The sequence below is a fragment of the Streptomyces sp. NPDC093261 genome, assembly GCF_044753645.1.
In the GTDB taxonomy this organism is placed as follows: domain Bacteria; phylum Actinomycetota; class Actinomycetes; order Streptomycetales; family Streptomycetaceae; genus Streptomyces.
Genome location: NZ_JBIVNO010000015.1, coordinates 108515 through 128864, shown reverse-complemented (window position 1 = coordinate 128864; position 20350 = coordinate 108515). Strand labels below are relative to the sequence as shown.

Genomic DNA, 20350 nt, shown 5'->3' with positions numbered 1-20350 from the left:
GCGCCGTCATCCCGCCTCTCCCGTCGGTCGCGGCAGCACCAGGACGTCGCTGTGGTGCACCACGACACCCAGCCGGCCCGCCGCACAGTCGGCCAGACGCTCCTGGAGATACGTCTCCGCACGGTCCGCCAGGTCCGGCCGCTGCTCCACGGTCGCGCCGACCCAGCCGCGCAGCCATTCCGCGGTCAGTCCCGCCTGCTCGGGGCCGAGCCGCCAGGGGCTCGGCCGGACTCGTACGCTCGCGCCCAGCCGCTCGAAGACCTCGCAGGCCGCACGGACCGCGTCCGGGCCGAGGAGGTCACCGCGGCGCTGGTGGGCGTTGAAGGCCTCGGCGATCTCCTGGTCCATGGGGTGCGGGGGCGTGAGTTCCACGCGTCCGACGACGGACAGGGTGAGCAGCGCCGGGCAGCCGGCGCCGACGCAGGCCGCCGCGAGCGTCTCCATCTCGTCGGCGGTGAGGACGTCGAGCAGCGCGGAGGCGGTCACCAGCGAGGCTCCCGCCAGGGCGTCCTGGGTGAGCCGGCCGATGTCGCCGCGCTGGGTGGTGACGGTGACCCCGCTGCCGTCGGCGGCCGCCTTGGGGGCGCCCACCGTGGCGAAGTGCAGCAGATATGGGTCCCGGTCGTGCAGGATCCAGTGCTGGGGTCCGTCGAGGAGCGGTGCGAGCCAGCGGCCCATCGAACCGGTGCCGCAGCCCAGGTCGTGCACCACCAGGTCGGTGGCGCGCCCCGAGCGGTTGGCGAGCCAGGTCCGCAGCGGGTCGAGCAGTTCGTGCGCGCGGGCCGCCGCGTCCGCGGGCTCTCGCAACTGGAGCCACTGCGGGGCGTACCGGGGGACGTCGGGCTCCGCGCCGCCGGGCGACGGTATCGCGGAGAGGGCCGCGGGCTCCGTGTGCGCCTGGGGCCCGGGAGGAGTCGTACTCGTGTTCATGCCGTCCTCCGGGGTTCGTGGCGTAGCTTGGCCAGGACGCCCGCCAGGCTGCGGGCCGTGGTCGCCCATCCGTCCAGTGCGGCGCGGCGGCCGCGCGCGGCGGCCTTCAGCCGGCGCCGTACGTCCGCCTCGCCGAACCAGCCACGCAGCTCAGAGGCCAGCGCGCTGGGGTCCTCCGGCGGGACGAGGATGCCGGGCACCCCGCCGTCGGGCGCGCGCCCGACCGCCTCCGGCAGCCCGCCGACGTCGGTGGCGAGCACCGGGATCCCGCGGGCGAGTGCCTCGGTGACCGCCATGCCGTATGTTTCCGCGTACGAGGTCAGGACCATGAGGTCGGCGGCGGCGTAACTGGCGTCGAGCGCGGCGCCGGAGCGCGGTCCGACGAGATGCAGCCGGTCGCCGAGGCCGTGGGCGTCGATGAGGGCGCGCAGCCGGGCGACGTACTCGGGGTCATGGCCGAGCCCGCCGACGCAGTGGCAGTTCCACGGCAGGTCCTTGACCGTGGCGAGGGCCTCGATCAGCCGGTGCTGGCCCTTGCGCGGGGTGACCGCCGCAACGCACAGCAGCCGTGAGACACCGTCGGTGCCGGGGGCCAGGGGCGCGATGTCGGCTCCGGGCGCGGCGGCGTGGACGCGGTCGGGGGCGAGCCCGTGGTGCGAGACGAGCCGGCGCACGGCCCAGTCGCTGGTGGCGACGACGGCGGGCACGGCCCGCAGGGTGGTGCGCTCCTTGGCGTCGAGTTCGGCCGCGGTCGCCGGGGCGAGGCCCGTCTCGTCCCCGAGCGGCAGATGCACGAGGACGGCGAGGCACAGGCGTTCGACCTCGGGGACGACGATCTCGGGGACGCCGCAGGCGACCAGGCCGTCCAGGAGGACGACCGAGCCGTCGGGCAGTTCCCGCAGCGTACGGGCGAGTTCCGCACGGGCGGCCGCCCCGGGCCGGGGCCAGGAGCCGTCGACGGTGTGCCGCTGGACCTGCCAGCCGAAACCGGGCAGGTCGAGGCAGATGCGGCGGTCGTAGGCGTTGCCGCCGCTGGGGGTGGCCGGGTCGTCGACACCGCCCGGCATGACGAAGTGCACGGTGCGCAGGGACATGGGAACAATGTCGGCGTTCTTCAGGGCCGTGTTCTGCACCGGCACATAGTTCAGCCGGGTCTGGGGCGTCCGGCCGCGGGAGTCCGGGGACGCCTGGTCGATGGTGGTGTCCGTCACAGGGCACGCTCGTAACTCGCCCAGGCGATGTGCGACTCGTGCAGTGTGACGGTGAGGCCTTCGATGCCCCGGGCGCTCTCGCCCAGCGCTCCCTTGTGGATCCGCTCGGCGAGGCGGTCGGCGATCACCTTGGCCAGGAACTCCGTCGAGGTGTTGGTGTTCGCGAAGTCGGGCTCGTTGTCGAGGTTGCGGTAGTTGAGCTCGCTCACCACGGCCCCCAGCTCCTGCGTGGCCAGTCCGATGTCTACGACGATGTTGTCGTCGTCCAGCTCGGCGCGGCGGAAGGTGGCGTCCACGAGGAACGTCGCCCCGTGCAGGCGTTGCGCGGGTCCGAAGACCTCGCCGCGGAAGCTGTGGGCGATCATCAGGTGATCACGGACGGTGATGCTGAACAACGGACGACCCTCCAGGTGCGGTACGTCGGGCCCCCTGCCGGGGCATGTCGTGTAGTACGGCCGGCTCCGGCGCGTTGTTCAGCTGCCCGTTCTCCTTGTTTCGAGGTTGTCTGCGAATTCCCCGAGGGTTTCCCAGGAGTCCGGACAACTCGGGCGGCGGGGCCGGGACTCGGCGGCGAGGCCGGGACCGGGACTCAGCCCGCGGCGTACCGGACGCGGTGGCACAGCCCCTTGAGCTCGCCGCTCGCGAGACGCGCCAGCGCCTCGGGCAGGTCGTCGAAGGCGGACTCGCCGGTGATGAGCGCGTCGAAGGCGGGGTCGGCAAGCAGGGTGAGTGCGAGGGCCATCCGGTCCGCGTAGGTGCGTCCGGAGCGGGCGCGCGGAGAGACGGTGCCGACCTGGCTGCTGCGCAGGGTCAGACGGCGCGAGTGGAAGGCCTCGCCGAGCGGCAGGGTGACCCGCCCGTCGCCGTACCAGCTGAGTTCGACGACGGTGCCCTCCGGGGCGAGCAGTTCCAGGGAGCGGACGAGGCCCGGTTCGGTCGCGCTGGCGTGGACGACGAGATCGCACTCACCGAGCGCGTCCTCGGGCCGCGCGAACTCCACGCCGAGCGCGCGGGCGGTCTCGGCGCGTGCGGGGTCGGCGTCCACGAGCTGGACGCGGACCCCGGGATGGCGCGCGAGGAGGGCGGCGACGGAGCAGCCGACCATGCCACCGCCGACCACGGCGATCCGGTCCCCGACGAGGGGGCCGGCGTCCCAGACCGCGTTGACGGCGGTCTCCACGGTGCCGGCGAGCACGGCGCGGTGGGCGGGCACGGCGTCCGGCACGACGGTGACGGCCGACGCCGGGACCACATAGCGGCTCTGGTGCGGATACAGGCAGAAGACGGTGCGTCCGGCCAGGTCCGCGGGCCCGTGCTCCACCTGTCCCACGCTCAGATAGCCGTACTTCACGGGGGCCGGGAAGTCGCCCTCCTGGAACGGGGCACGCATGGCGGCACGCTGGCTCTCCGGCACGCCGCCACGGAAGACGAGGGTCTCGGTGCCGCGGCTGACACCCGAGTACAGCGCGCGCACGAGCACATCTCCGTCACCGGGCTCCGGAAGCTCGACGTCGCGCACCTCCCCGTGCCCCGGTGAGCGCAGCCAGAAGGCCCGAGCTGTGAGGTCCATGTGCGTCCTCCTGAACGATCGGCCGACTCTTCACGTACCGCACCTACGAGAAGCCGCGCACAAGGTACGCGGCGGAGATCGAATCTGTCACTTGGCCGGAGGGTGAGCGGTGGCCCTGAACCACATGTACGAGGCGAGGCTGTTGCAGCAGGAGACGACCGTGGGGGCGGGCGTGCAGGTGCTGCTGCTGACCTTGCTGGGCACGGCGATCGGGATGGGCCCGGCCGGCTGGCTGACGGGTCTCGCGTTCGCGCTTGCCACCTGGGCCGTGCTCACCCGTGCCGTACTCCGCTCCCGGCTGCGCTCCTTCGGTCCCGCCAACCGGGTCACGCTGGGCCGGGCCACCCTGGTGGGCGGCGTCACGGCGCTGGTGGCGGACTCGTTCGAGAGCTCGCCGCCGGTGACGGTGCTCGTGGCGCTGACCGCGGTGGCGCTGATCCTCGACGGGGTGGACGGCAAGGTGGCCCGCCACACGGGCACCTCGACCGCGCTGGGCGCGCGCTTCGACATGGAGGTCGACGCGTTCCTCATCCTGGTGCTGAGCGTCTATGTGTCGATGTCGCTGGGCCCCTGGGTGCTGCTGATCGGCGGGATGCGATACGTGTTCGTGGCGACGGCCCGGGTGCTGCCGTGGCTGAACGGCGAGCTGCCGCCGAGCATGGCGCGCAAGACGGTGGCGGCCCTCCAGGGTGTCGCCCTGCTGGTGGCCGGGTCCGGATACCTGCCGTATGCCGCGACGGCGGGGATCGTCGCCTGCGCGCTGGCGTCCCTGGTGTGGTCGTTCGGGCGGGATGTGCTGTGGCTGTGGAGCGTACGGGACCGGGGCCAGGACCTGGCGGGGGCGGCGGCCGACACCGTGCTGCACCAGCCGGTGCCGGAGCTGGTGGCGGGCGGCTGAGCCGGCGCAAGGTCGACGGGGGCCGATTGGGTCGGCCGACGCGGGACCGGCGCCTGGTGTGGCGGTGCGCCCGGCCGCGCGTGAGGGGATGTGGAATGCGCCGGATGCCACCTCGCGCCCCCGTTGCGGGAGTTCGCCCGAAGTACGCGTGTGGGCAGTGATGCGGAGGTAGTCACCGAGCCGTTCACGAGAGGAACGACCGCCATGAACCGACGCCTCACCCGTCCTGCCGGACTCGCCGCCTCCGCCATCCTGCTGACCGGCGGACTGCTTGCGGCCACCGCACCCTCCGTCACCGCCTCGCCCGCGAAATACACCCATGCGGCCGCCGCTCAGCAGTTACGGCAGGCGGGCATCGGCTGGACCTCGTCGGGCGGATGCGGCGACCGGAACAACTCCCGGTGCACCTCCTTCGAGCAGATCAACAGGACCACCGTCTCCGGCGTGACCGCCTTCAAGCGGGCGAGCCGCTGCGCGGTGACCATCACCGGCGGGACGGAACGGGGGCACGCCTCCGGCACCTACAGCCACTGGAACGGCTACAAGGTCGACATCAAGGTGACCTCGTGCGTGGACGCCTACGTCACCACCAAGTTCCGCTACGTCGGCCCGCGGCCCGGCGACCGAGCGAGGCAGTACAAGTCGCCCGCGGGGAACGTCTACGCCCGTGAGGGCTCGCACTGGGACGTGACCTACTTCAACGGCGACCGCTGACCGGGGCGGTGGTGGGAGCCGACCCGCGTCGCCCCGCCACCGCCGTCCCGGCATCGTTCCGCTACGGCGTCGGCCTGCCGAGGTCGAGCCGTCCGATCCGGGCCACGTTCTCCCGGTCGTCCGCGTCCCCGCTCGCCTCGGCCGCGAACCAGGCGTCGAGGATCTCCTTGAGCAGCGGCTCGGACGTCAGCCGCAGACTGAGCGCCAGCACATTGGCGTCGTTCCAGCGGCGGGCGCCGTCGGCCGTGTACGCGTCCGTACACAGCGCCGCCCGTACGCCCGGCACCTTGTTCGCGGCGATCGACGCCCCGGTGCCGGTCCAGCAGCACACGACGGCCTGGTCCGCCGCCCCCTCGGCGACCTCACGGGCCGCCTCCTCCGAGCACGCCGCCCACTGGGCGTCGTCACCGGGGCACAGGGCACCGTGGACCAGCACCTCGTGGCCGCGACCGCGCAACTCCCCGACCAGGATGCGGGCCACGGGTTCGTCCATGTCCGAGGAAACGGAGATCCGCATACTCCGGAGACTACCCCGCTCACGCGGCGACGGCCCGGCGCTCCGGCGGGCCGTCGCGTGCACCGGAACGGCTCGCTCCCACCGCCTCGAAGAGCGACGCGTGAGCAGATGGCGGGTCTCCACGTCGGGTCCGTCGGCCGCAGGTTCCTCCGTGGTGGCGGCGTGCGGCGCCTGGCCTGCCCGCCACCGGGCGCCCGGACGCTGCCATCGCCCGGGTTCAGGGCTGGAGCGAGCACACCACGCAACGGCGCATTCAGCGTCCGATGGCCCAGTGGACGCCCCCACCCGCTTCCAGGCCGGCCTCCTCGCGGCTCGCCGGGGCTGGCTCCGACCAGGAGGTGAGGCGCCGCTCAGGTCGTCTTCCTCCTACGTGCTCTGGGCGGCAGGTGGGGTACTCGGGACCGAAGACGGCACAGCCCGACCCGGCCGGGCGGCGGAGAGGAGCCGGACGTGGGTGGCAGCGATCGGCTGCGGGAATACCGCGGCAAACGGGACTTCGAGCGGACCGGTGAGCCCCGTGGCAGTGGCGCCTCCTCCGGTGCGGAGCCGCGTTTCGTGGTGCAGATCCATGACGCGAGCACCCTGCACTTCGACTTCCGGCTCCAGGTCGGCGACGTACTGCGGTCCTGGTCCGTCCCCAAGGGCCCCTCCACCGATCCCGTCGACAGGCGGCTCGCCGTACCCACCGAGGACCATCCCCTTGAGTACGAGGACTTCGAGGGCGTCATCCCGCCGGGCGAGTACGGCGGCGGTGCCGTCATCGTCTGGGACCGTGGCACCTACCGGCCGACGAGCCACGACCGCCGCGGGCGGCCCGTTCCCTTCGCCGAGGCCCTCGATCGCGGGCACGCCACGTTCCGGCTGAACGGCGCGAAGCTCCACGGCGAGTATGCCCTCACCCGCTTCCGCGGTGGCAAGGGCAACGACAAGGACGAGGCCTGGCTGCTGGTGCGGACGGGTCACGCCGGGCCCGGCGGGCACGGCACGCCGGATCCCCGCCGTGCCCGCTCGGTGTGCAGCGGTCGTACGCTCGCCCAGGTCGCCGCGGGAGGCCGCGGCAGGTGAACGGCGACGAGCGGCCGGCCTATCGCCGGCTGAGCATCTGGATCATCTCGGTGATGTCGGCCGACTGCGAGGTGACGATCGACGTCGCCATCGCCTTCGCCGGACCGTAGGCGCCCTTGGCCTGCTCGGCCTTGGCCATCACGAGGGCGCCTTGGTGGTGACCGATCATCATCTTCAGAAACGCCCTGTCGAAGACGTCACCGGACAGCTTCGCGAGCTTGTCCATGTCGTCGTCCGACATCATGCCGGGCATCGACGAGCCGGAGTGCTCCATCCCCGCCATGCCGCCCCCGGCGGACGGGGCGCCGGACGGGACCTTCTCACCCCAGGCCCTCAGCCAGCCCGACATGGTCGCGATCTCCGGGTCCTGCGCCTTCTCGATCTTCGCGGCCAGGTCCTTCACCTGCTGTGACTTCGCCCGCGAGGAAGCCAGGCCGGCCATGGCCACGGCCTGCCGGTGGTGCGGGATCATCTCCTGCGCGAACGTCATGTCCTGCGCGTTGTGGCCGCCCTGTGCCGCGGAAGTAGAGGCGGACGGGCCGGAGGAACCGGAGGAGGAGGACGAGGCGGAGTCATCGGTGCCGCCGCAGCCGGCGAGCACGGCCGCGGCTGTGACGGCCGCGGCCAGCGCGGCGGTCCGGCGGACGAGGTGGGTCCGGCGGACGGGGTGGGTCCGGCGGACGAGGAAACGGCGAGATGCCATGGGAAGTACAGCTCCTTCAAGCGCCCGCGCGCAGGCGCGGGAAGATACGGATCACGAGACGGACCGGAACACGCCACCCGGCGCAGGGGGTGTCGTGCGGGTGCCTCTAGATCCGCAGAAGCTGTAGCTGGGACAGGTCGGGCGGAGCCCGGCCGCCGACCGCCCGTGCGAGATGAGCGCCTTGGGCTACGGAGGCCGGGTCGGTGGGGGCCGTGGGCGCGGGCGGCAGTGCGGGGGGCACATAGGAAGCGGCCGTTCCCGCGGCCGCGCAGGTTCCGCCGGCGTGGTCCATGACCATCCCGCCCTGTCCGGCACCCGAGACCATCCCGCACGATCCCGCACCGGACGCCATCCGGCTCTGTCCGGGGCGGAACGCCCTCCGCCCCTGCCCCGCGTCGGACACCATTCGGTCCCGCCCCGCGTCGGACACCATTCGGTCCTGCCCCGCCTCGGACACCACTCGGCCCCGCCCCGCGTCCGACACCATGTCCTGCCCCGCGTCGGACAGATGCCGGCCTACGCCGCCCTGCGCGCCGGCGGTCTCGGCATGGTGACCCGCGCCGGCCGGCCCGGTCACCATGACGTGCTCGCCCGCCGACGGAGTCCCCGAGGGCGACAGCGCGTGCATGGCCAGCACCCCGGCCACCACCGCCAGAACCAGCAGCCTCCAGCGGGCACGACGCGCCACGAGGCGGGTGCGCGGGCCGGATGTCATGGGCTCATCCTAGGGACACCCGACGCCTGATCCGCGCGGCGGCGCTCCGTTTTCGCCACTCTGCCGTCCTGGAGCGTCCTGAAGAAATCCGGCGATCCATGCTCGACGACAGCATCGTCGAGATCGGTTCCGATGTGTTCAGTCCTGATCGACCCGGTGCAACTCCCCCAGACGCGGCGCCGGTTCCTGCGCCGGGTGTCGGTCGGCCGGGTCCTGGCCAACGGGTGGCACCGTTCCCCGAGGAGCGACAACTCGACGTTCCGGGGGGCCGCTTCCGGTGCTCCCCCCCGGTCACAGCGACGGGCACTGCGCGCGGGACGCCCGTCGGCCCTGTGGCAGCACCGCTGAACCCCGACCACCGCGGCGCCACAGGGCCGGCGGCGGTCGGGGCGGTCATTCGTCGCAGAGGTCAGCCGCGCGCACTCGGTACGGCGGCCTCCGCCTCGGTGGGGACCGGCTGGTCGGACGCGCGCGGCACACCGGTGACACGGGCGGCGCGCCGGACCGGGACGAGCAGCGCGGCCAGGGTGGCGGCGAGGCAGAGCAGGGCCAGCAGGCCGAAGCCGTGGGTGTAGCCGGAGGCGTAGGGCAGACCCGAGGGCTGGAGGTGACCGGTCACCAGGACGCTGGTGACGGCGGCGCCTATGGAGCCACCGATCGTCCTGATGTTGGCGTTCATGCCGGTCGCGGCCCCCGTCTGCTCGACCGGCACACTGCCGACGATCAGGTTGGCCATCGAGGAGAAGGCCAGTCCGATGCCGAATCCGAACACGCCCGCCACGAAGGCCACCTGCCACTGCTGGTCGTGCCACAGAGCCAGGAAGCCACAGGCGACCGCACCCAGCGCGGCACCGGCCGTGAGCAGTGCCTTGGCTCCGACCACCGGCTCCAGCCGACCGCTCAGCACGCCCGAGAGGAACATGGCGACCAGCATCGGCAGCATGAGCAGTCCGGACGCGGTGACGGACGCGCCGAAACCGTAACCGGCGATGGCGGGTGTCTGCACGAAGCCCGGCAGGAAGGACCAGATGGAGTACATGCCCGCCCCGAACAGCAGTGCGGCGGTGTTGGTGGTCCACACGGCGGGCAGCCGCATGACGTGCAGGTCGATCAGCGGGCTGCGGGAGCGCGCCTCTGAGGTCAGCCACAGCGCGAAGAGCACCACCGCGGCGACGAACAGGCCGATCACCCGGGCCGATCCCCAGCCCCACCGGCCCGCCTGACTGAGCGGCAGCAACAGGGACACCAGCCATGCCGACAGCAGGACGGCGCCGGCCCAGTTGACGCGGCCCTCGGCCCGGCGCGGCGACTCGGGGACGTAGCGCAGGGCGATCAGGGTGGTGGCGGTGACGACGGCGACCGGGATCCAGAAGAGCCAGCGGTAGTCGAGCGCGGACACAATGGGGCCCGCCGCCACCATGCCGACGCCACCGCCGGCGGCGATCACGGCGGACAGGTTGCTGATGCTTCCGCTGACCTCGGACGGGGCGAACTCGTCGCGGATGATGCCGAAGGACAGCGGGAAGAGGGCGCCGCCGGCGCCCTGGATCACCCGGGCGACGATCAGCGTGCCGATGCCCGGCGCGAGCGCGGCGAGCAGACATCCGGCCAGCACGGCCACCAGTACGGCGACGAGCGTGCGCTTCCTGCCGACGAGGTCGCCGACCCGGCCGAGGATGGGGGTGAACACCGAGGCGGACAGCAGATACGCCGTCATCACCCAGGTGGCGGTGGACTGCGAGGTGTGCAGCGCGTGCTGAACGGTCGGCAGGGCCGGCGCGATCAGGGACTGCAGCATGGAGAACACGCCCGCACCGGTCGCCAGGACGGCGAAGGTAAGGCGCGTGGACTTCCGTGGCATCGAAAAAGCCTCTCCGGACAAGGTCTGGCCCAGGTCGTCGGGCAGGGGTCGTACGGGCTCGGTCGCCCGGGCCGTAGGGGCTCGGTCGCGCCGCGGGCGGAGTGGAGCACGCCGACGGCGGCGGGGGCGGTCGCGAGCGGATGGGGCCGGGCGGCGCGGTCTGCGCGGGCTCGGCATCGGATCAAGCGGATACGAGGAGGTAGCAAGGGCTGGGGGTGCGTCGGCGACCCGTGTGGCCGCACGTGTCCAGGCCGAACGCACTCCGACTGCTAAAGTGGAGGTACGCCTCCACTGTAACGGAGGTAACCCTCCGCTTCAACTCGGTTCCGTCCAGGGAGGCAGCAGTGACGGCTCAGCCGTTCCCCGTCAGCGAGATCGTGGCGGCCCAGCGGCCGCACCGGAAGGACGCCGCCCGCAACTACGACGCCCTGATCGCCGCCGCACGCGAGGCATTCGCGGAGAACGGCGCGGAGGCGTCCCTGGAGGACATCGCCCGCCGCGCCGGCGTCGGGATCGGCACGCTCTACCGCAACTTCCCGACCCGTCGTCACCTCTTCGAGAGCGTGTACGCCGGCGAGGTGAACGACCTGTGCCGGGTGGCCGGGGAGGTGGCGGACCGCGAGCCGTGGGAGGCGCTCACCTCGTGGCTGCGCCGGTTCGTGGACTACACGGTGACCAAGCGGGCCATCCGCGAGGCGATGGATGACGAGTCGGACATCTTCCTCGCCTGCCGGGAGTCCATGTACCAGGCGGGCGGACCCCTGTTCGAGCGGGCCCAGAAGGCAGGCGAGGCCCGGACGGACATCGGCTTCGACGACCTGCTCCGTATGGTCGCCGGGATCACCGCGACGAACTTCCTCGACGACGCCCAGCGGGACCGGGTCCTGACAGTGGCCCTGGACGGGGTGAGGGCCTCCGCCGTCTGAACCGGTCGGCCTCGTCCGGCTCCTCGGGCCTCCTCGCCGGGGATCGGCGCGCCCCGGTCATCCCCCGGGCGCGCCGTCGCCGGTCACGTCACTGGTTCCAGCTCTCGTCGTAGGGATCCTTCGGCGTGGGGACCGGCTTGGCCTCCCTGACCTCGAGGAACGGGATGCGGCCGCCGTTGACGGGGTCCTTGGTCCGCCGGTCGGTGTAGGTGCCGGTGACCTGGAGCCAGGAGTCGGGCTGGAGAACGGGCGGCAGCTTGCCGGTCAGCCCGACCTTGACCGGCTGGGCGTCGGCGGCACAGCAGTTGAGGGCCATGCGGACGAGATACGGGGTGCCCCCGTGGTCGAGCGCGACGAACCCGGTGATCTCCACCTCGCGGTTGCCGAGGGAGTGTCCGTCGCCGTAGGCCGCACGGCCCGCGTAGTCCACCAGGCTGAGCGGGACAGGGTCGCCCGACGGCAGGGCCGGGTAGGCCAGCGGCGGCTGGAGGGCCGTACCGGCGCGCAGGGCGCTGTACGAGCCGAGCGCGGGCGGCGCGACCAGGATCAGCGCGAACAGCGGCAGCACGAGCAGCCAGGAGATCCGCGGCTCGCGGTGGCCGTGGCCGTGGCCGTCGTCGTGCTCATGGTCGTGACCGTGCGGCTCTTCTCCGACCTGGTGCTGCCGGGCAGCCCGGAGCCGTCGCAGTTCGTACCAGACGGTCGCGAGCGCGGCCACGATCAGCACGGCCCCGGAGGCGAGCAGCAGCGGCTGGAGCCCGGCCTTGACGTAGCGCAGATACAAAGAGGTCGTGCCGGCGTGCAGCATCGCCCCACCGACCAGGAACAGCACGGCCGCTTGCGCCTGACGGTTCACAGCAGCACCGCCCCGGCCACGACCGACACCAGGATTGCCAGCAGGAACGTGGCGGGCGCGAACCGCAGGGCGAAGGAACGCCCGAACGTGCCCGCCTGCATCGCGAACAGCTTCAGATCGATCATCGGCCCCACCACGAGGAACGCCAGCCGGGCGGTGAGCGAGAACTGCGAGAGCGACGCCGCCACGAACGCGTCCGCCTCGGAACAGATCGACAGCAGTACCGCGAGGACCGAGAGCGCGAGGATCGCCACCACCGGGTTGCCCGCCGCCGTACGCAGCCAGCTCGCCGGGGCCACGGCCTTGAGGGTGGCCGCGGCCATCGCGCCGACGACCAGGAACCCGCCGGCGTGCATCACGTCATGCCGTACGGACCCCCAGAACGCGGCCCCCTTGCCCTGCCCCTCGTAGGACGCTCGGGCCGGCGGCTTCAGCCAGTCGGTGCGGCCCAGCCGCTGCCACAGCCACCCCATCGCGCACGCCACCAGCAGGCTCGCCGCGAACCGGGCGAGGACCATCTCGGGGTTGCGCGGGAACGCGACGGCCGTGGCGGTCAGCACGATCGGGTTGATCGCGGGAGCCGAGAGCAGAAAGGCCAGCGCCGCCGCGGGTGTGACACCCCGGCGGACCAGCGCACCCGCGACCGGCACCGAGGCGCATTCGCAGCCGGGCAGAACGGCCCCGGCCACGCCGGCGACCGGCACCGCGAGGGCCGGCCGCTTCGGCAGGGCGCGGGCGAAGAACGACGGCGGGACGAAGACCGCGAGGGCCGCGGACAGCAGCACCCCGAGAACGAGGAAGGGCAGGGCCTGGACAACCACCGCGAGGAACACGGTCATCCAGCTCTGCATCACGGGAGCGCCCAGCACCCGCCGGATGGGGCCCTGCCCGACGACCAGCAGGAGCAGCAGGAGGACCAGACCGTGGGAGGAGGTGAACTGCCAGCCCTGTGAAGGCTCCTCGTCATGGCGCCGGTCGACCGGGGCCGGGGGTGCTTTGACGATCGTCACGGGCGGGGTACCTCCGGGAGGAGCGGGCGGCGCGGGAGGGGCTCGGCCCCTCTACTGCTGTACGTCCGCCGGCGCGCCCCGTCTCATCCGGGGTCCGGAACTTTGCCGCTCAATGACCCTTGTCATGACCCTTTTCGTACGCGAGCGGGGGCTGGCCCTGCCCCGCCGGCCGGGGCGTGCCGCCGGCCGAAGAGGGACGGCAGGCTCGGCGCGGCCAGGAATCCCTCGGCCCGGGCGCTGGCGATACCGATGCGCGGGATGTCGCTGCTCTTCTCGAACAGCAGGAAGCGCGGCTCCCACACGGGCCGGTACTTGGCGTTGGCGCGGTAGAGGGACTCGATCTGCCACCAGCGGGAGAAGAAGGTCAGCACGGAGCGCCACAGCCGCAGCACGGGTCCGGCGCCGAGGCGTGAGCCGCGTTCGAAGACGGAGCGGAACATCGCGAAGTTCAGCGACACCCGCTTGATGCCGAGATCGGACGCGCGCAGCAGCAGCTCGATCACCATGAACTCCATCAGGCCGTTCTCACAGCCGCGATCGCGCCGCATCAGGTCCAGGGACAGCCCGTGCTCGCCCCAGGGCACAAAGCTGAGCAGGGCCCGGGGCTCGCCCAGCTCGTCGCGGCACTCCAGCATCACGCAGTTCACGTCGGCCGGGTCGCCGAGGCGGCCCAGGGCCATGGAGAAGCCGCGCTCGCAGCCGCCGTCCCGCCATCGGTCGGCCTTCTCGATCAGGCTGGCCATGTCGGACTCGGGGATGTCGCCGTGGCGGCGGATCTGCACGGTGTAGCCGGCCCGGCGGACACGGTTGTGGGCCTGCCGCACGACGCGCATCGCGCGCCCTTCGAGGCTGAAGTCGGCGACCTCCACGATCGCCTCGTCGCCCAGTTCGAGGGCATCGAGGCCATGCCGGGCGTAGATCGTTCCGGCTTCCTCGCTCGCACCCATGACGGCGGGCGTCCAGGCGTGCCGACGTCCCTCCTCCAGCCATGCGTCGATGGCACCGGGCCATGCCTCGGGGTCGCCGATCGGGTCGCCGGAGGCCAGGGTGACGCCGCTGACCACCCGGTAGGTGATGGCCGCCTTGCCGCTCGGGGACCAGATCACGGCCTTGTCGCGGCGCAGCGCGAAGTAGCCGAGGGAGTCGCGGTCACCGTGCTTGGCGAGCAGGGCGCGCAGGCGCTGTTCGTCCGCATCGCCGAGGAGTTCCCGGCCGCGGGGTGCGCGGAAGCAGGCGTACAGAACGAGCAGGAAGGTGGCCGCGATCAGGCCGTTGATGGTGATGTCCACCCAGCGCGGGGCGTGCACGGCGTCGACGCGGTCGGCGAGCGGGCCCACGCTGACGCCGCGCAGCAGCGTGTACGCGATCTTGTCCGTCAGGGTGGCCCCGGCCAGCTTGTTGGTGGCGTCCACCAGCAGGGTGCCGATGCCGCCGCTGACCAGGATGCCGCAGGCGCCCACGACCAGGGCGAGCCGGGGGTTGGAGCGGTCGCCCACGGCCTGGAACTCCCTGCGGCCGATCAGCAGAGCGGCCACGAACAGCCCGGTGAGCAGGACGGAGATCCAGTTGAAGACGTGGCGGCGGTAGTCGTCCTGAGTGAGGGCGAGCACGTAGAGCGCGAAGAGCGGGCCGGCCAGCAGCATGTTGAAGATCCATGCGGCCCGCTTGCGCCGCCGCATCACCACCGCGAGGAACAGGGCGAGGGCCGCCGAGACCAGACCGGCGGTGGCCAGGTAGGGGGTGAAGAACTCACCGGCGTTGTGCTCCTTGACCTCTTCGCGGAAGGGCAGCGAGAGGACGGCCACGATGTTCAGCAGGGCCTGGAGCCGCAGGTACCAGACGGTGGCGGCGGCCGCTCCGGGGCGCAGGCGTGCGAGGAGCGGCGGTCGCCCCTCCGGCGCGCCCTGCGGATGCCGGGCGCGCTGCTGGGGGATCACTGCTTGTTGCTGTGCGGGCACCGCGATGACTCACCTTGAAACAAGAGGCCGGAGCGACCGGCGTGGACGGAAGCGGACACTGGGGGCGGGACAGTCAGCCCTTGGCTCTCCCGGGCACTCCCATCGACCCTACGTTCTGTAGGGCACCCGGGGCGCCCCGTCGAGGGTAGGCGTCCGGCAAGGGTCGTGGCCACCCCCCGATCGGCGGTTCATCCCCGATCGGGGGTTGAGAGGGCGGCGGGTACGGGCCGGGTACGGGAGACGAGCGACTCACCCGGCGGACCGGGACGCGGAGCGACTACCGAACCCGCTCCTCCGCGCCGACGGCGCGCCCCTCGGGCACATACGCCCGGTCGGTGTGCGCCGACTCCGCGCGCTGACGGAGGAACGGCACGAGTCCCCGTTCCAGCACGGCGTTCTCCCAGGTCTCCCGGGCCCGGCACACTTCGGGATCACGGTCGGCGGGATGGTCCCGGCGGCGCCCGGAGCGGCTCCGTGCGCCCATCACCAGGATCCAGGCGAGGTCCCCAAGGGCCGCTCCCGCCGTCACGGCGGCGGCGATGACCCCGGCCATCACGAGCCCGTCGTCGATGTGCGGACGGACGGCGAAGGCCCGCAGCCCGAATCCGCACAGCAGGAACACACCGGTGGCCACGGCCCCGAGGCTCGGCACGAGGACCGCGAGGACGGGCAGGATCACCCTTTTCGTCCGGACGTCGGAGGCGGGAGCATCATCCTGCGTACGGGCTTCGCCGACCGGGGCATCGTCCTGCGCGCGGCCGTTGCCGACCGGGGCACGATCAGCCGTACGGGCATCGCCGACCAGGACGGCACCAGCCGTACGGGCATCGCCGACCGCGGCATCACGCGGCGTGCGGGCGTCATCGTCCGGGACGTCGCCGTGGGTGCGGTCGCCGTCACTCGAAGCCTCACTCTGCGTGGCGGCGTCGTCGCCGATGGCATCGCCCGGCTCACAGTCGCCCACTACCGCAGGACCGTCCGACGCACGGTCGCCCTCCGCCGTAAGACCGTCCGACGCACGGTCGCCCGAGGCCGTAGGACTGCTGAGCCCATGGTCAACCTCGCCCGCGAGAGCATCCGACACACCGTCGTCGTCACCGGTGGGGCCGCCCACCATGCGATCGCCGACATCCACTGGACCGCCCGATGCGTGATCGCCGACATCCACGGGACCGCCCGATGCGTGATCGCCGACATCCACGGGACCGCCCGACGCGTGATCATCGTCACCCACGAAACCGCCCGACGCATGATCGCCGTTCCCTGCGAGACCGACCGCCACCCGATCGTCGTCCCCCACGGAACCGCCCGACCCGTGATCACCGTCACCAGAGGCCCCGTAGCGGTCGACGGCGGCAGCCCTCAGCGCGAGATAGCGGCTGTATTCGGCGGCGGCGACACCGACGAGGCGGGTGCGCTCCTCCAGGGCCACCGCGCGCAACTCCTCCCGGGACATGCCCACGCCGGCGGCGCCGAGCGCGGCCGCGACCTCCGGGGAGTCCAGCGCCCGGTCGACCATCCCCTCGAAGGTCTGGCCTGCCACTGGTGACGGCTCGTCGGACTCCTGCACGCGGATCCCCCGATCGGCGACAACGGGCCGGCCGATACCGACCGGCCGGGCGGACGAGCCAAACCCTACAACATGTAGGACCTCCGTCAGGAGCAGAGCACCGGCGTGGCAGACCCCACATGCCCACCCCCGGACCGATCATCCGCTCAGCGCCCGCCCGTGGGTTCGGCATCGAGGCCTGTGCACGCCACCTTGCCGTCCACCTCGGCACACGCCTCCACCCCTTCGGGTGAGGTCACGGCGAGCATGGGGCTGCTCGAGCCTCCGGTCCCGTCTCCCGGGTACGACGCCGAGAGCACGTCCCGGCCCGACCGGACGGAGATGACGCGGGCCTGCGTGGGCCGCACCTGGACCTCGGCCCAGGCGGCGCCGCACGACGGCGAGTACTGAAGCCGCACCCCGTAGGAGGCGTCACGGACGGCACTCTTGGTCTGCGCGTCCCGGTCGCAGGCGGAGACGTCCGGCAACTGCCCCTGACAGGACGCGCCCCGGCAGCGGGGCGAGGGCGCGGGGGGACGGCCGGAGGGCGCGCCCGAGCGGTGTGCCGCGACGACGGTCAGGGCCACGGCGGCCGCCGCGACGGCCAGGGCGAGGGCCGGCCGCGGCAGCCGCCGGCGCCGGACGGATCGCGCCGGGGGGACGGCGTCCGACGGCCCGTCCGGACCCGGGGCGCGGTCGGCCGCCTCCCACAGAGCCAGCACGGGAGCCGGGTCGACGCCGGCAAGGCCGGCGAGCGCCTCCACGGCCGAACGGGGCGGCCGCTGGGCGCCGTTGAGATAGCGGTGCCAGGCGGATTTGCTGTACGGGGTCCGCGCGGCCAGGGCCGCGAGGCTGAGACCGGTGCGCTCTTTCAGGCCGCGCAGCTCCGTCACGAACGGTCCGTCCGGCTCGGCCGGCGGGGCCGCCGCCGTCCGCCAGGGCGCCGCCGTCCGTGCTGCGCCGACCTTCACGGTCTGGATCCTTGGGGCTGTCGCATGACCTGTCCCTCAACGCCGATTCCACTTCGGGCGGTTCGCCCTTGGTTGTCGGGATGTGTTCCCGGGACTGTGGTGCCGCCACACATGGAAACCAGTATGAACAAGGTGAGTTGCCGGAGGCGGGGCACACCGAAGACCTGCCCGGCACCCACAGGTGACCGGGCAGGCCGTCCCTTCAGGGGGAGGGAATGGGAGCGTCAGCACCAGGGCACGGCGCTCCGGGTGCGGACGTAGTGCGCGGAGACATAGCCCCTGCCGCCCGCGAGCCGGTACCACCGCCGGTTCCCGTGGACGTAGGAGCCGTGCTTCTCGCAGACGAGCAGCAGCCGGCCGTGGACCTGGCGGTGTCCCACCACGCGGTAGCCGGTGCCGGGACCGGAGCGGACGTTCAGCGGCACGTAGCGCGTGGCGACGCGTCCGACGACGCGATACGTGTGGTGGCGATACGCCGTGCCCGTCACGTAACCGAGGCGGTGGCGGCACGCCGTGCGCGTGCCGTAGGCGTTGTGGTGGCGATACGCCGTGCCGGCACCGTAGCCGGCGTTGTGGTGGCGCGTTGTGCGCGGGATGTGGCGGAGGTGGCAGGCGTAGCCGACCCGACGGACGTGACGGATGTGGCGGACGTAGCGCTGGCAGAGTGCGGAGCGGTGGGCGCGGTGCCGCACCGGCACATGCCGGGCGGGGGCGGGGAGCGTGTGCGGGCGGTACGGGACCGTCGCGACGGCCGGCGCCGGGGCGGCCCGGTCGCCCTCCACGGCGACCGCGGCCGTGGGCGCGAGCGCGAGCATCGCGACCGCGGCGAGCAGGCCCCCCTGCAGTGTCCGACGAATCATGGAAACCTCCGTGCTGACGTTGCCGATCACGAGGCGTGATCTCACATCGCCCAGCGTTTCCGTGCCGGGGGGCGGGAATTCCGTTTCCCTGTTCCGGGGATGGGCGGAACGTCCCCTGGGACGGAGGGAGCCGGCTCGCGCTGGTGGCGAGCGCCGTGCGCGCCGCTCACCACCAGGCAGGTTGCCGGTGGGTCGCCCTAGACGGCGCCCGAGGCGAGCTTCCACTCCCGATGGAACGCGCCCAGGGGGATCGTGCGCTGGAGGACGGGCGTGCCGAAGATGGACAGTTGCAGTTGCAGCGCGCCACTCAGATCGACACCGCCGTACAGCGCCCACGCCCCGGTCGCGCCGGCCGCCGTCCGTGCGCCGGGGCTCGCGGCCGCGCTCGCCGCTGCCGACACCTCGCCGCGCAGATACGGTGCCAGGTCGGCGGCGACGCCCACCGCGCCGTAGAGACCGACGGCGGCCTGCGCGCCCAGCGCACCCTTGACGTTCCCTGCGGCCGTCAGGGAGGTGCGCACCGGCGTGCTCGTCATCGTGGACTCGTTCACCGGCGTCCAGCCCTTGCCCGGACCGTAGGTGCCGCCGGCCTTGAAGTCACCCTTGAGATCCTGTTCCACCGCGACGGTCACACTGCCGTCGCCGCTGACCTCGAAGTAGCAGGTCAGATCGAGGTTGACGACGACGGGGATCGAGCCGACCTGGAGGACGGGGTCGGCGTGGAGCTTGGCGAAGGGCACCCGCACCGGCTTGGCGGTGACTCCGACGCGCCCCTTCAGTGACCACTGCGAGGTCCAGTCGCCCGACACGCCGAGGTACGCCGAGGCGGGCCCGGCCTGCCCGGCCTCGGCGGACGCGTCACCGGTGCCGCCTCCGCCGTAGGAGAAGTCGACCTCGGGCGCGACCTGCACATATCCGGCCACGCTGGCGTCCGCCGACACCGGGGTCCCCGCGGGGGTGGGCACATCGGCGCGGAGGTCGAGGCGCAGGCTGCCCAGCGGGAGCTTCGCACCCTCGGGTCCCACGTGGATGTCCCCCCTCCTGGCCCAGGAGACCTTCACATCGGGCAGCAGTCGCTCGACAGCGAAGGACGAGGGGTCGACGGGGACGGTGCCCTTGGCCTTGTCGCCGCCCAGCAGGGTGTCGAGGGTGGTCGGCGCGGTCTGCACCTCGGTGCCGGCGCCGGTCTCCCCGATCACCCGGGTGACCTTGGCGAGGAGGCCGTCAGGGGCGCCGGGCGCGGGCGCGCTGGCGATGACGTCGCCGACGGCGATCCGCCCCGGCTCGGCGGGCCGGCTCGGGGTTGCGGACGGGGTCGCCGTAGGCGATCCGGGCGCCGTGGACGGGCCGGATGCCGTGGACGAGCCCGATGCCGTGGGTGATTCCGACGGGCTGGCCGTTGTCCTGACCGCCTGTGAGATGACGGCCCGTCGGGTGTGACGGTCGTACGAACTCACCTTGAGGGTGCTGCGGTGGGCCCGTGCGCCGGTCGTGTCCGGCCGGGCGAGTGCGGTGGACATGGCGGCGGGCGCCGCCTTGACCGCGAGCGCGCTGTCGGCGCCCTTGGCCGCGGCGGCGGATGCATCGGGCTGCCCGGCGGGCGCCGCGCCGGAGGCGGAGGAAGAACCGGACCCCGACGCGCAGCCTGAGGCGAGCAGCAGCACGGATGCGGTGAGTGCGGGCATGAGGGCACGCAGGTGCCCCTTGCGGATACGCAAGATCTGTCCTGTGGTGGTGGGGGGTTACCAGAAGGAGCCCGGCGGTCCGATCATACCGACGGGTAACAAGGCGTGAGCATGCCATGAAGATGTGAAGCCTCGCTCCACATTCCAGCCCCGGACACCTGTGATGTGAACCACGCGCCGAGCGCCGACCGGACGCGGCGCACCTCCGAAAGGGCTTGCAGTCAGCGGGAGTTGAGGCGAGCACGGCAGCGGTCGCACCTACGCGGCACGCGTCCCGCCGGCGTAGGAGCGGCAGGCACGCCGATTCCTACCGCGTCACTCCCCTACCGCGCCACTCCCCAACCGCCCCAC

Annotated in this window: 20 protein-coding genes; 5 read left to right on the top strand and 15 right to left on the bottom strand. The window is 72.7% G+C overall.

The window, feature by feature from the left end; genetic code table 11:
- Positions 1–6: 6 nt before the first annotated feature.
- The 4 genes from ACIP94_RS27670 to ACIP94_RS27655 all read right to left on the bottom strand — a co-directional run bounded on the left by ACIP94_RS27670 (position 7) and on the right by ACIP94_RS27655 (position 3711).
- Positions 7–930 (bottom strand): class I SAM-dependent methyltransferase, encoded by a 924-nt coding sequence (locus tag ACIP94_RS27670; protein ID WP_402431192.1) that lies wholly within the window; start codon positions 928–930, stop codon positions 7–9.
- Positions 927–2141 (bottom strand): glycosyltransferase family 4 protein, encoded by a 1215-nt coding sequence (locus ACIP94_RS27665; protein WP_402431189.1) that lies wholly within the window; start codon positions 2139–2141, stop codon positions 927–929. Before ACIP94_RS27665 ends, ACIP94_RS27670 begins: the two co-directional genes overlap by 4 nt.
- Positions 2138–2536, bottom strand: a complete 399-nt coding sequence (locus ACIP94_RS27660; RefSeq protein ID WP_402431186.1) for a 6-pyruvoyl trahydropterin synthase family protein — start codon at positions 2534–2536, stop codon at positions 2138–2140. Before ACIP94_RS27660 ends, ACIP94_RS27665 begins: the two co-directional genes overlap by 4 nt.
- A 194-nt stretch (positions 2537–2730) precedes the next feature.
- Complete coding sequence (locus ACIP94_RS27655) at positions 2731–3711, bottom strand: zinc-binding alcohol dehydrogenase (RefSeq protein ID WP_402431183.1); 981 nt, start codon at positions 3709–3711, stop codon at positions 2731–2733.
- A gap of 109 nt (positions 3712–3820) precedes the next feature.
- Here ACIP94_RS27655 and ACIP94_RS27650 point away from each other — a divergent pair, with 109 nt between their 5' ends.
- Both ACIP94_RS27650 and ACIP94_RS27645 read left to right on the top strand, forming a co-directional pair.
- Positions 3821–4609 (top strand): CDP-alcohol phosphatidyltransferase family protein, encoded by a 789-nt coding sequence (locus tag ACIP94_RS27650; RefSeq protein WP_402431180.1) that lies wholly within the window; start codon positions 3821–3823, stop codon positions 4607–4609.
- A 204-nt stretch (positions 4610–4813) separates the two neighbouring features.
- Entirely contained in the window at positions 4814–5323 is a 510-nt protein-coding gene (locus ACIP94_RS27645) for a hypothetical protein (protein WP_402431177.1), read from the top strand.
- A 61-nt stretch (positions 5324–5384) separates the two neighbouring features.
- Here ACIP94_RS27645 and ACIP94_RS27640 read toward each other — a convergent pair whose 3' ends face one another.
- Entirely contained in the window at positions 5385–5840 is a 456-nt protein-coding gene (locus ACIP94_RS27640; RefSeq protein WP_402431174.1) for an RpiB/LacA/LacB family sugar-phosphate isomerase, read from the bottom strand.
- A 450-nt stretch (positions 5841–6290) separates the two neighbouring features.
- On the opposite strand from ACIP94_RS27640, the gene ACIP94_RS27635 reads away from it, so the two are divergent.
- On the top strand, positions 6291–6905 hold the full coding sequence (locus tag ACIP94_RS27635; RefSeq protein ID WP_402431171.1) for a DNA polymerase ligase N-terminal domain-containing protein: 615 nt from the start codon (positions 6291–6293) through the stop codon (positions 6903–6905).
- Between the two features lie 19 nt (positions 6906–6924).
- Here the strand turns inward: ACIP94_RS27635 and ACIP94_RS27630 are convergent, their stop codons facing one another.
- The 3 genes from ACIP94_RS27630 to ACIP94_RS27620 form a co-directional block, all read right to left on the bottom strand.
- Positions 6925–7608 carry a DUF305 domain-containing protein gene (locus ACIP94_RS27630; protein ID WP_402431168.1) on the bottom strand — a complete coding sequence of 228 codons (684 nt, stop codon included), beginning with the start codon at positions 7606–7608 and terminating at the stop codon, positions 6925–6927.
- A 106-nt stretch (positions 7609–7714) separates the two neighbouring features.
- A complete protein-coding gene (locus ACIP94_RS27625) occupies positions 7715–8323 on the bottom strand; it encodes a DUF6153 family protein (protein ID WP_402431165.1) in 609 nt (202 codons plus the stop codon).
- Between the two features lie 409 nt (positions 8324–8732).
- Positions 8733–10184 carry an MFS transporter gene (locus ACIP94_RS27620; RefSeq protein ID WP_402431162.1) on the bottom strand — a complete coding sequence of 484 codons (1452 nt, stop codon included), beginning with the start codon at positions 10182–10184 and terminating at the stop codon, positions 8733–8735.
- A gap of 344 nt (positions 10185–10528) precedes the next feature.
- Here ACIP94_RS27620 and ACIP94_RS27615 point away from each other — a divergent pair, with 344 nt between their 5' ends.
- A complete protein-coding gene (locus tag ACIP94_RS27615; protein WP_402431158.1) occupies positions 10529–11110 on the top strand; it encodes a TetR/AcrR family transcriptional regulator in 582 nt (193 codons plus the stop codon).
- Positions 11111–11198: 88 nt separating this feature from the next.
- On the opposite strand, the gene ACIP94_RS27610 is transcribed toward ACIP94_RS27615, so the two are convergent.
- The 4 genes from ACIP94_RS27610 to ACIP94_RS27595 all read right to left on the bottom strand — a co-directional run bounded on the left by ACIP94_RS27610 (position 11199) and on the right by ACIP94_RS27595 (position 15898).
- Positions 11199–11966, bottom strand: a complete 768-nt coding sequence (locus ACIP94_RS27610; RefSeq protein WP_402431155.1) for a TIGR03943 family putative permease subunit — start codon at positions 11964–11966, stop codon at positions 11199–11201.
- On the bottom strand, positions 11963–12976 hold the full coding sequence (locus ACIP94_RS27605) for a permease (protein ID WP_402431152.1): 1014 nt from the start codon (positions 12974–12976) through the stop codon (positions 11963–11965). Before ACIP94_RS27605 ends, ACIP94_RS27610 begins: the two co-directional genes overlap by 4 nt.
- Before the next feature lie 122 nt (positions 12977–13098).
- Entirely contained in the window at positions 13099–14934 is a 1836-nt protein-coding gene (locus ACIP94_RS27600; RefSeq protein WP_402431149.1) for a phosphatidylglycerol lysyltransferase domain-containing protein, read from the bottom strand.
- Between the two features lie 277 nt (positions 14935–15211).
- Positions 15212–15898, bottom strand: coding sequence for a hypothetical protein (locus tag ACIP94_RS27595; RefSeq protein ID WP_402431146.1), 687 nt, complete (start codon positions 15896–15898; stop codon positions 15212–15214).
- 87 nt (positions 15899–15985) lie between these two features.
- Here ACIP94_RS27595 and ACIP94_RS27590 point away from each other — a divergent pair, with 87 nt between their 5' ends.
- Positions 15986–16483, top strand: a complete 498-nt coding sequence (locus ACIP94_RS27590) for a hypothetical protein (protein WP_402431143.1) — start codon at positions 15986–15988, stop codon at positions 16481–16483.
- 167 nt (positions 16484–16650) lie between these two features.
- Here ACIP94_RS27590 and ACIP94_RS27585 read toward each other — a convergent pair whose 3' ends face one another.
- From ACIP94_RS27585 to ACIP94_RS27575, 3 genes are all read right to left on the bottom strand, one after another.
- Positions 16651–17454 carry a DUF2690 domain-containing protein gene (locus tag ACIP94_RS27585; RefSeq protein ID WP_402431140.1) on the bottom strand — a complete coding sequence of 268 codons (804 nt, stop codon included), beginning with the start codon at positions 17452–17454 and terminating at the stop codon, positions 16651–16653.
- 224 nt (positions 17455–17678) lie between these two features.
- On the bottom strand, positions 17679–18314 hold the full coding sequence (locus tag ACIP94_RS27580; RefSeq protein WP_402431137.1) for a hypothetical protein: 636 nt from the start codon (positions 18312–18314) through the stop codon (positions 17679–17681).
- A gap of 197 nt (positions 18315–18511) precedes the next feature.
- Entirely contained in the window at positions 18512–20032 is a 1521-nt protein-coding gene (locus ACIP94_RS27575; protein WP_402431134.1) for a hypothetical protein, read from the bottom strand.
- Between the last annotated feature and the right edge of the window lie 318 nt (positions 20033–20350).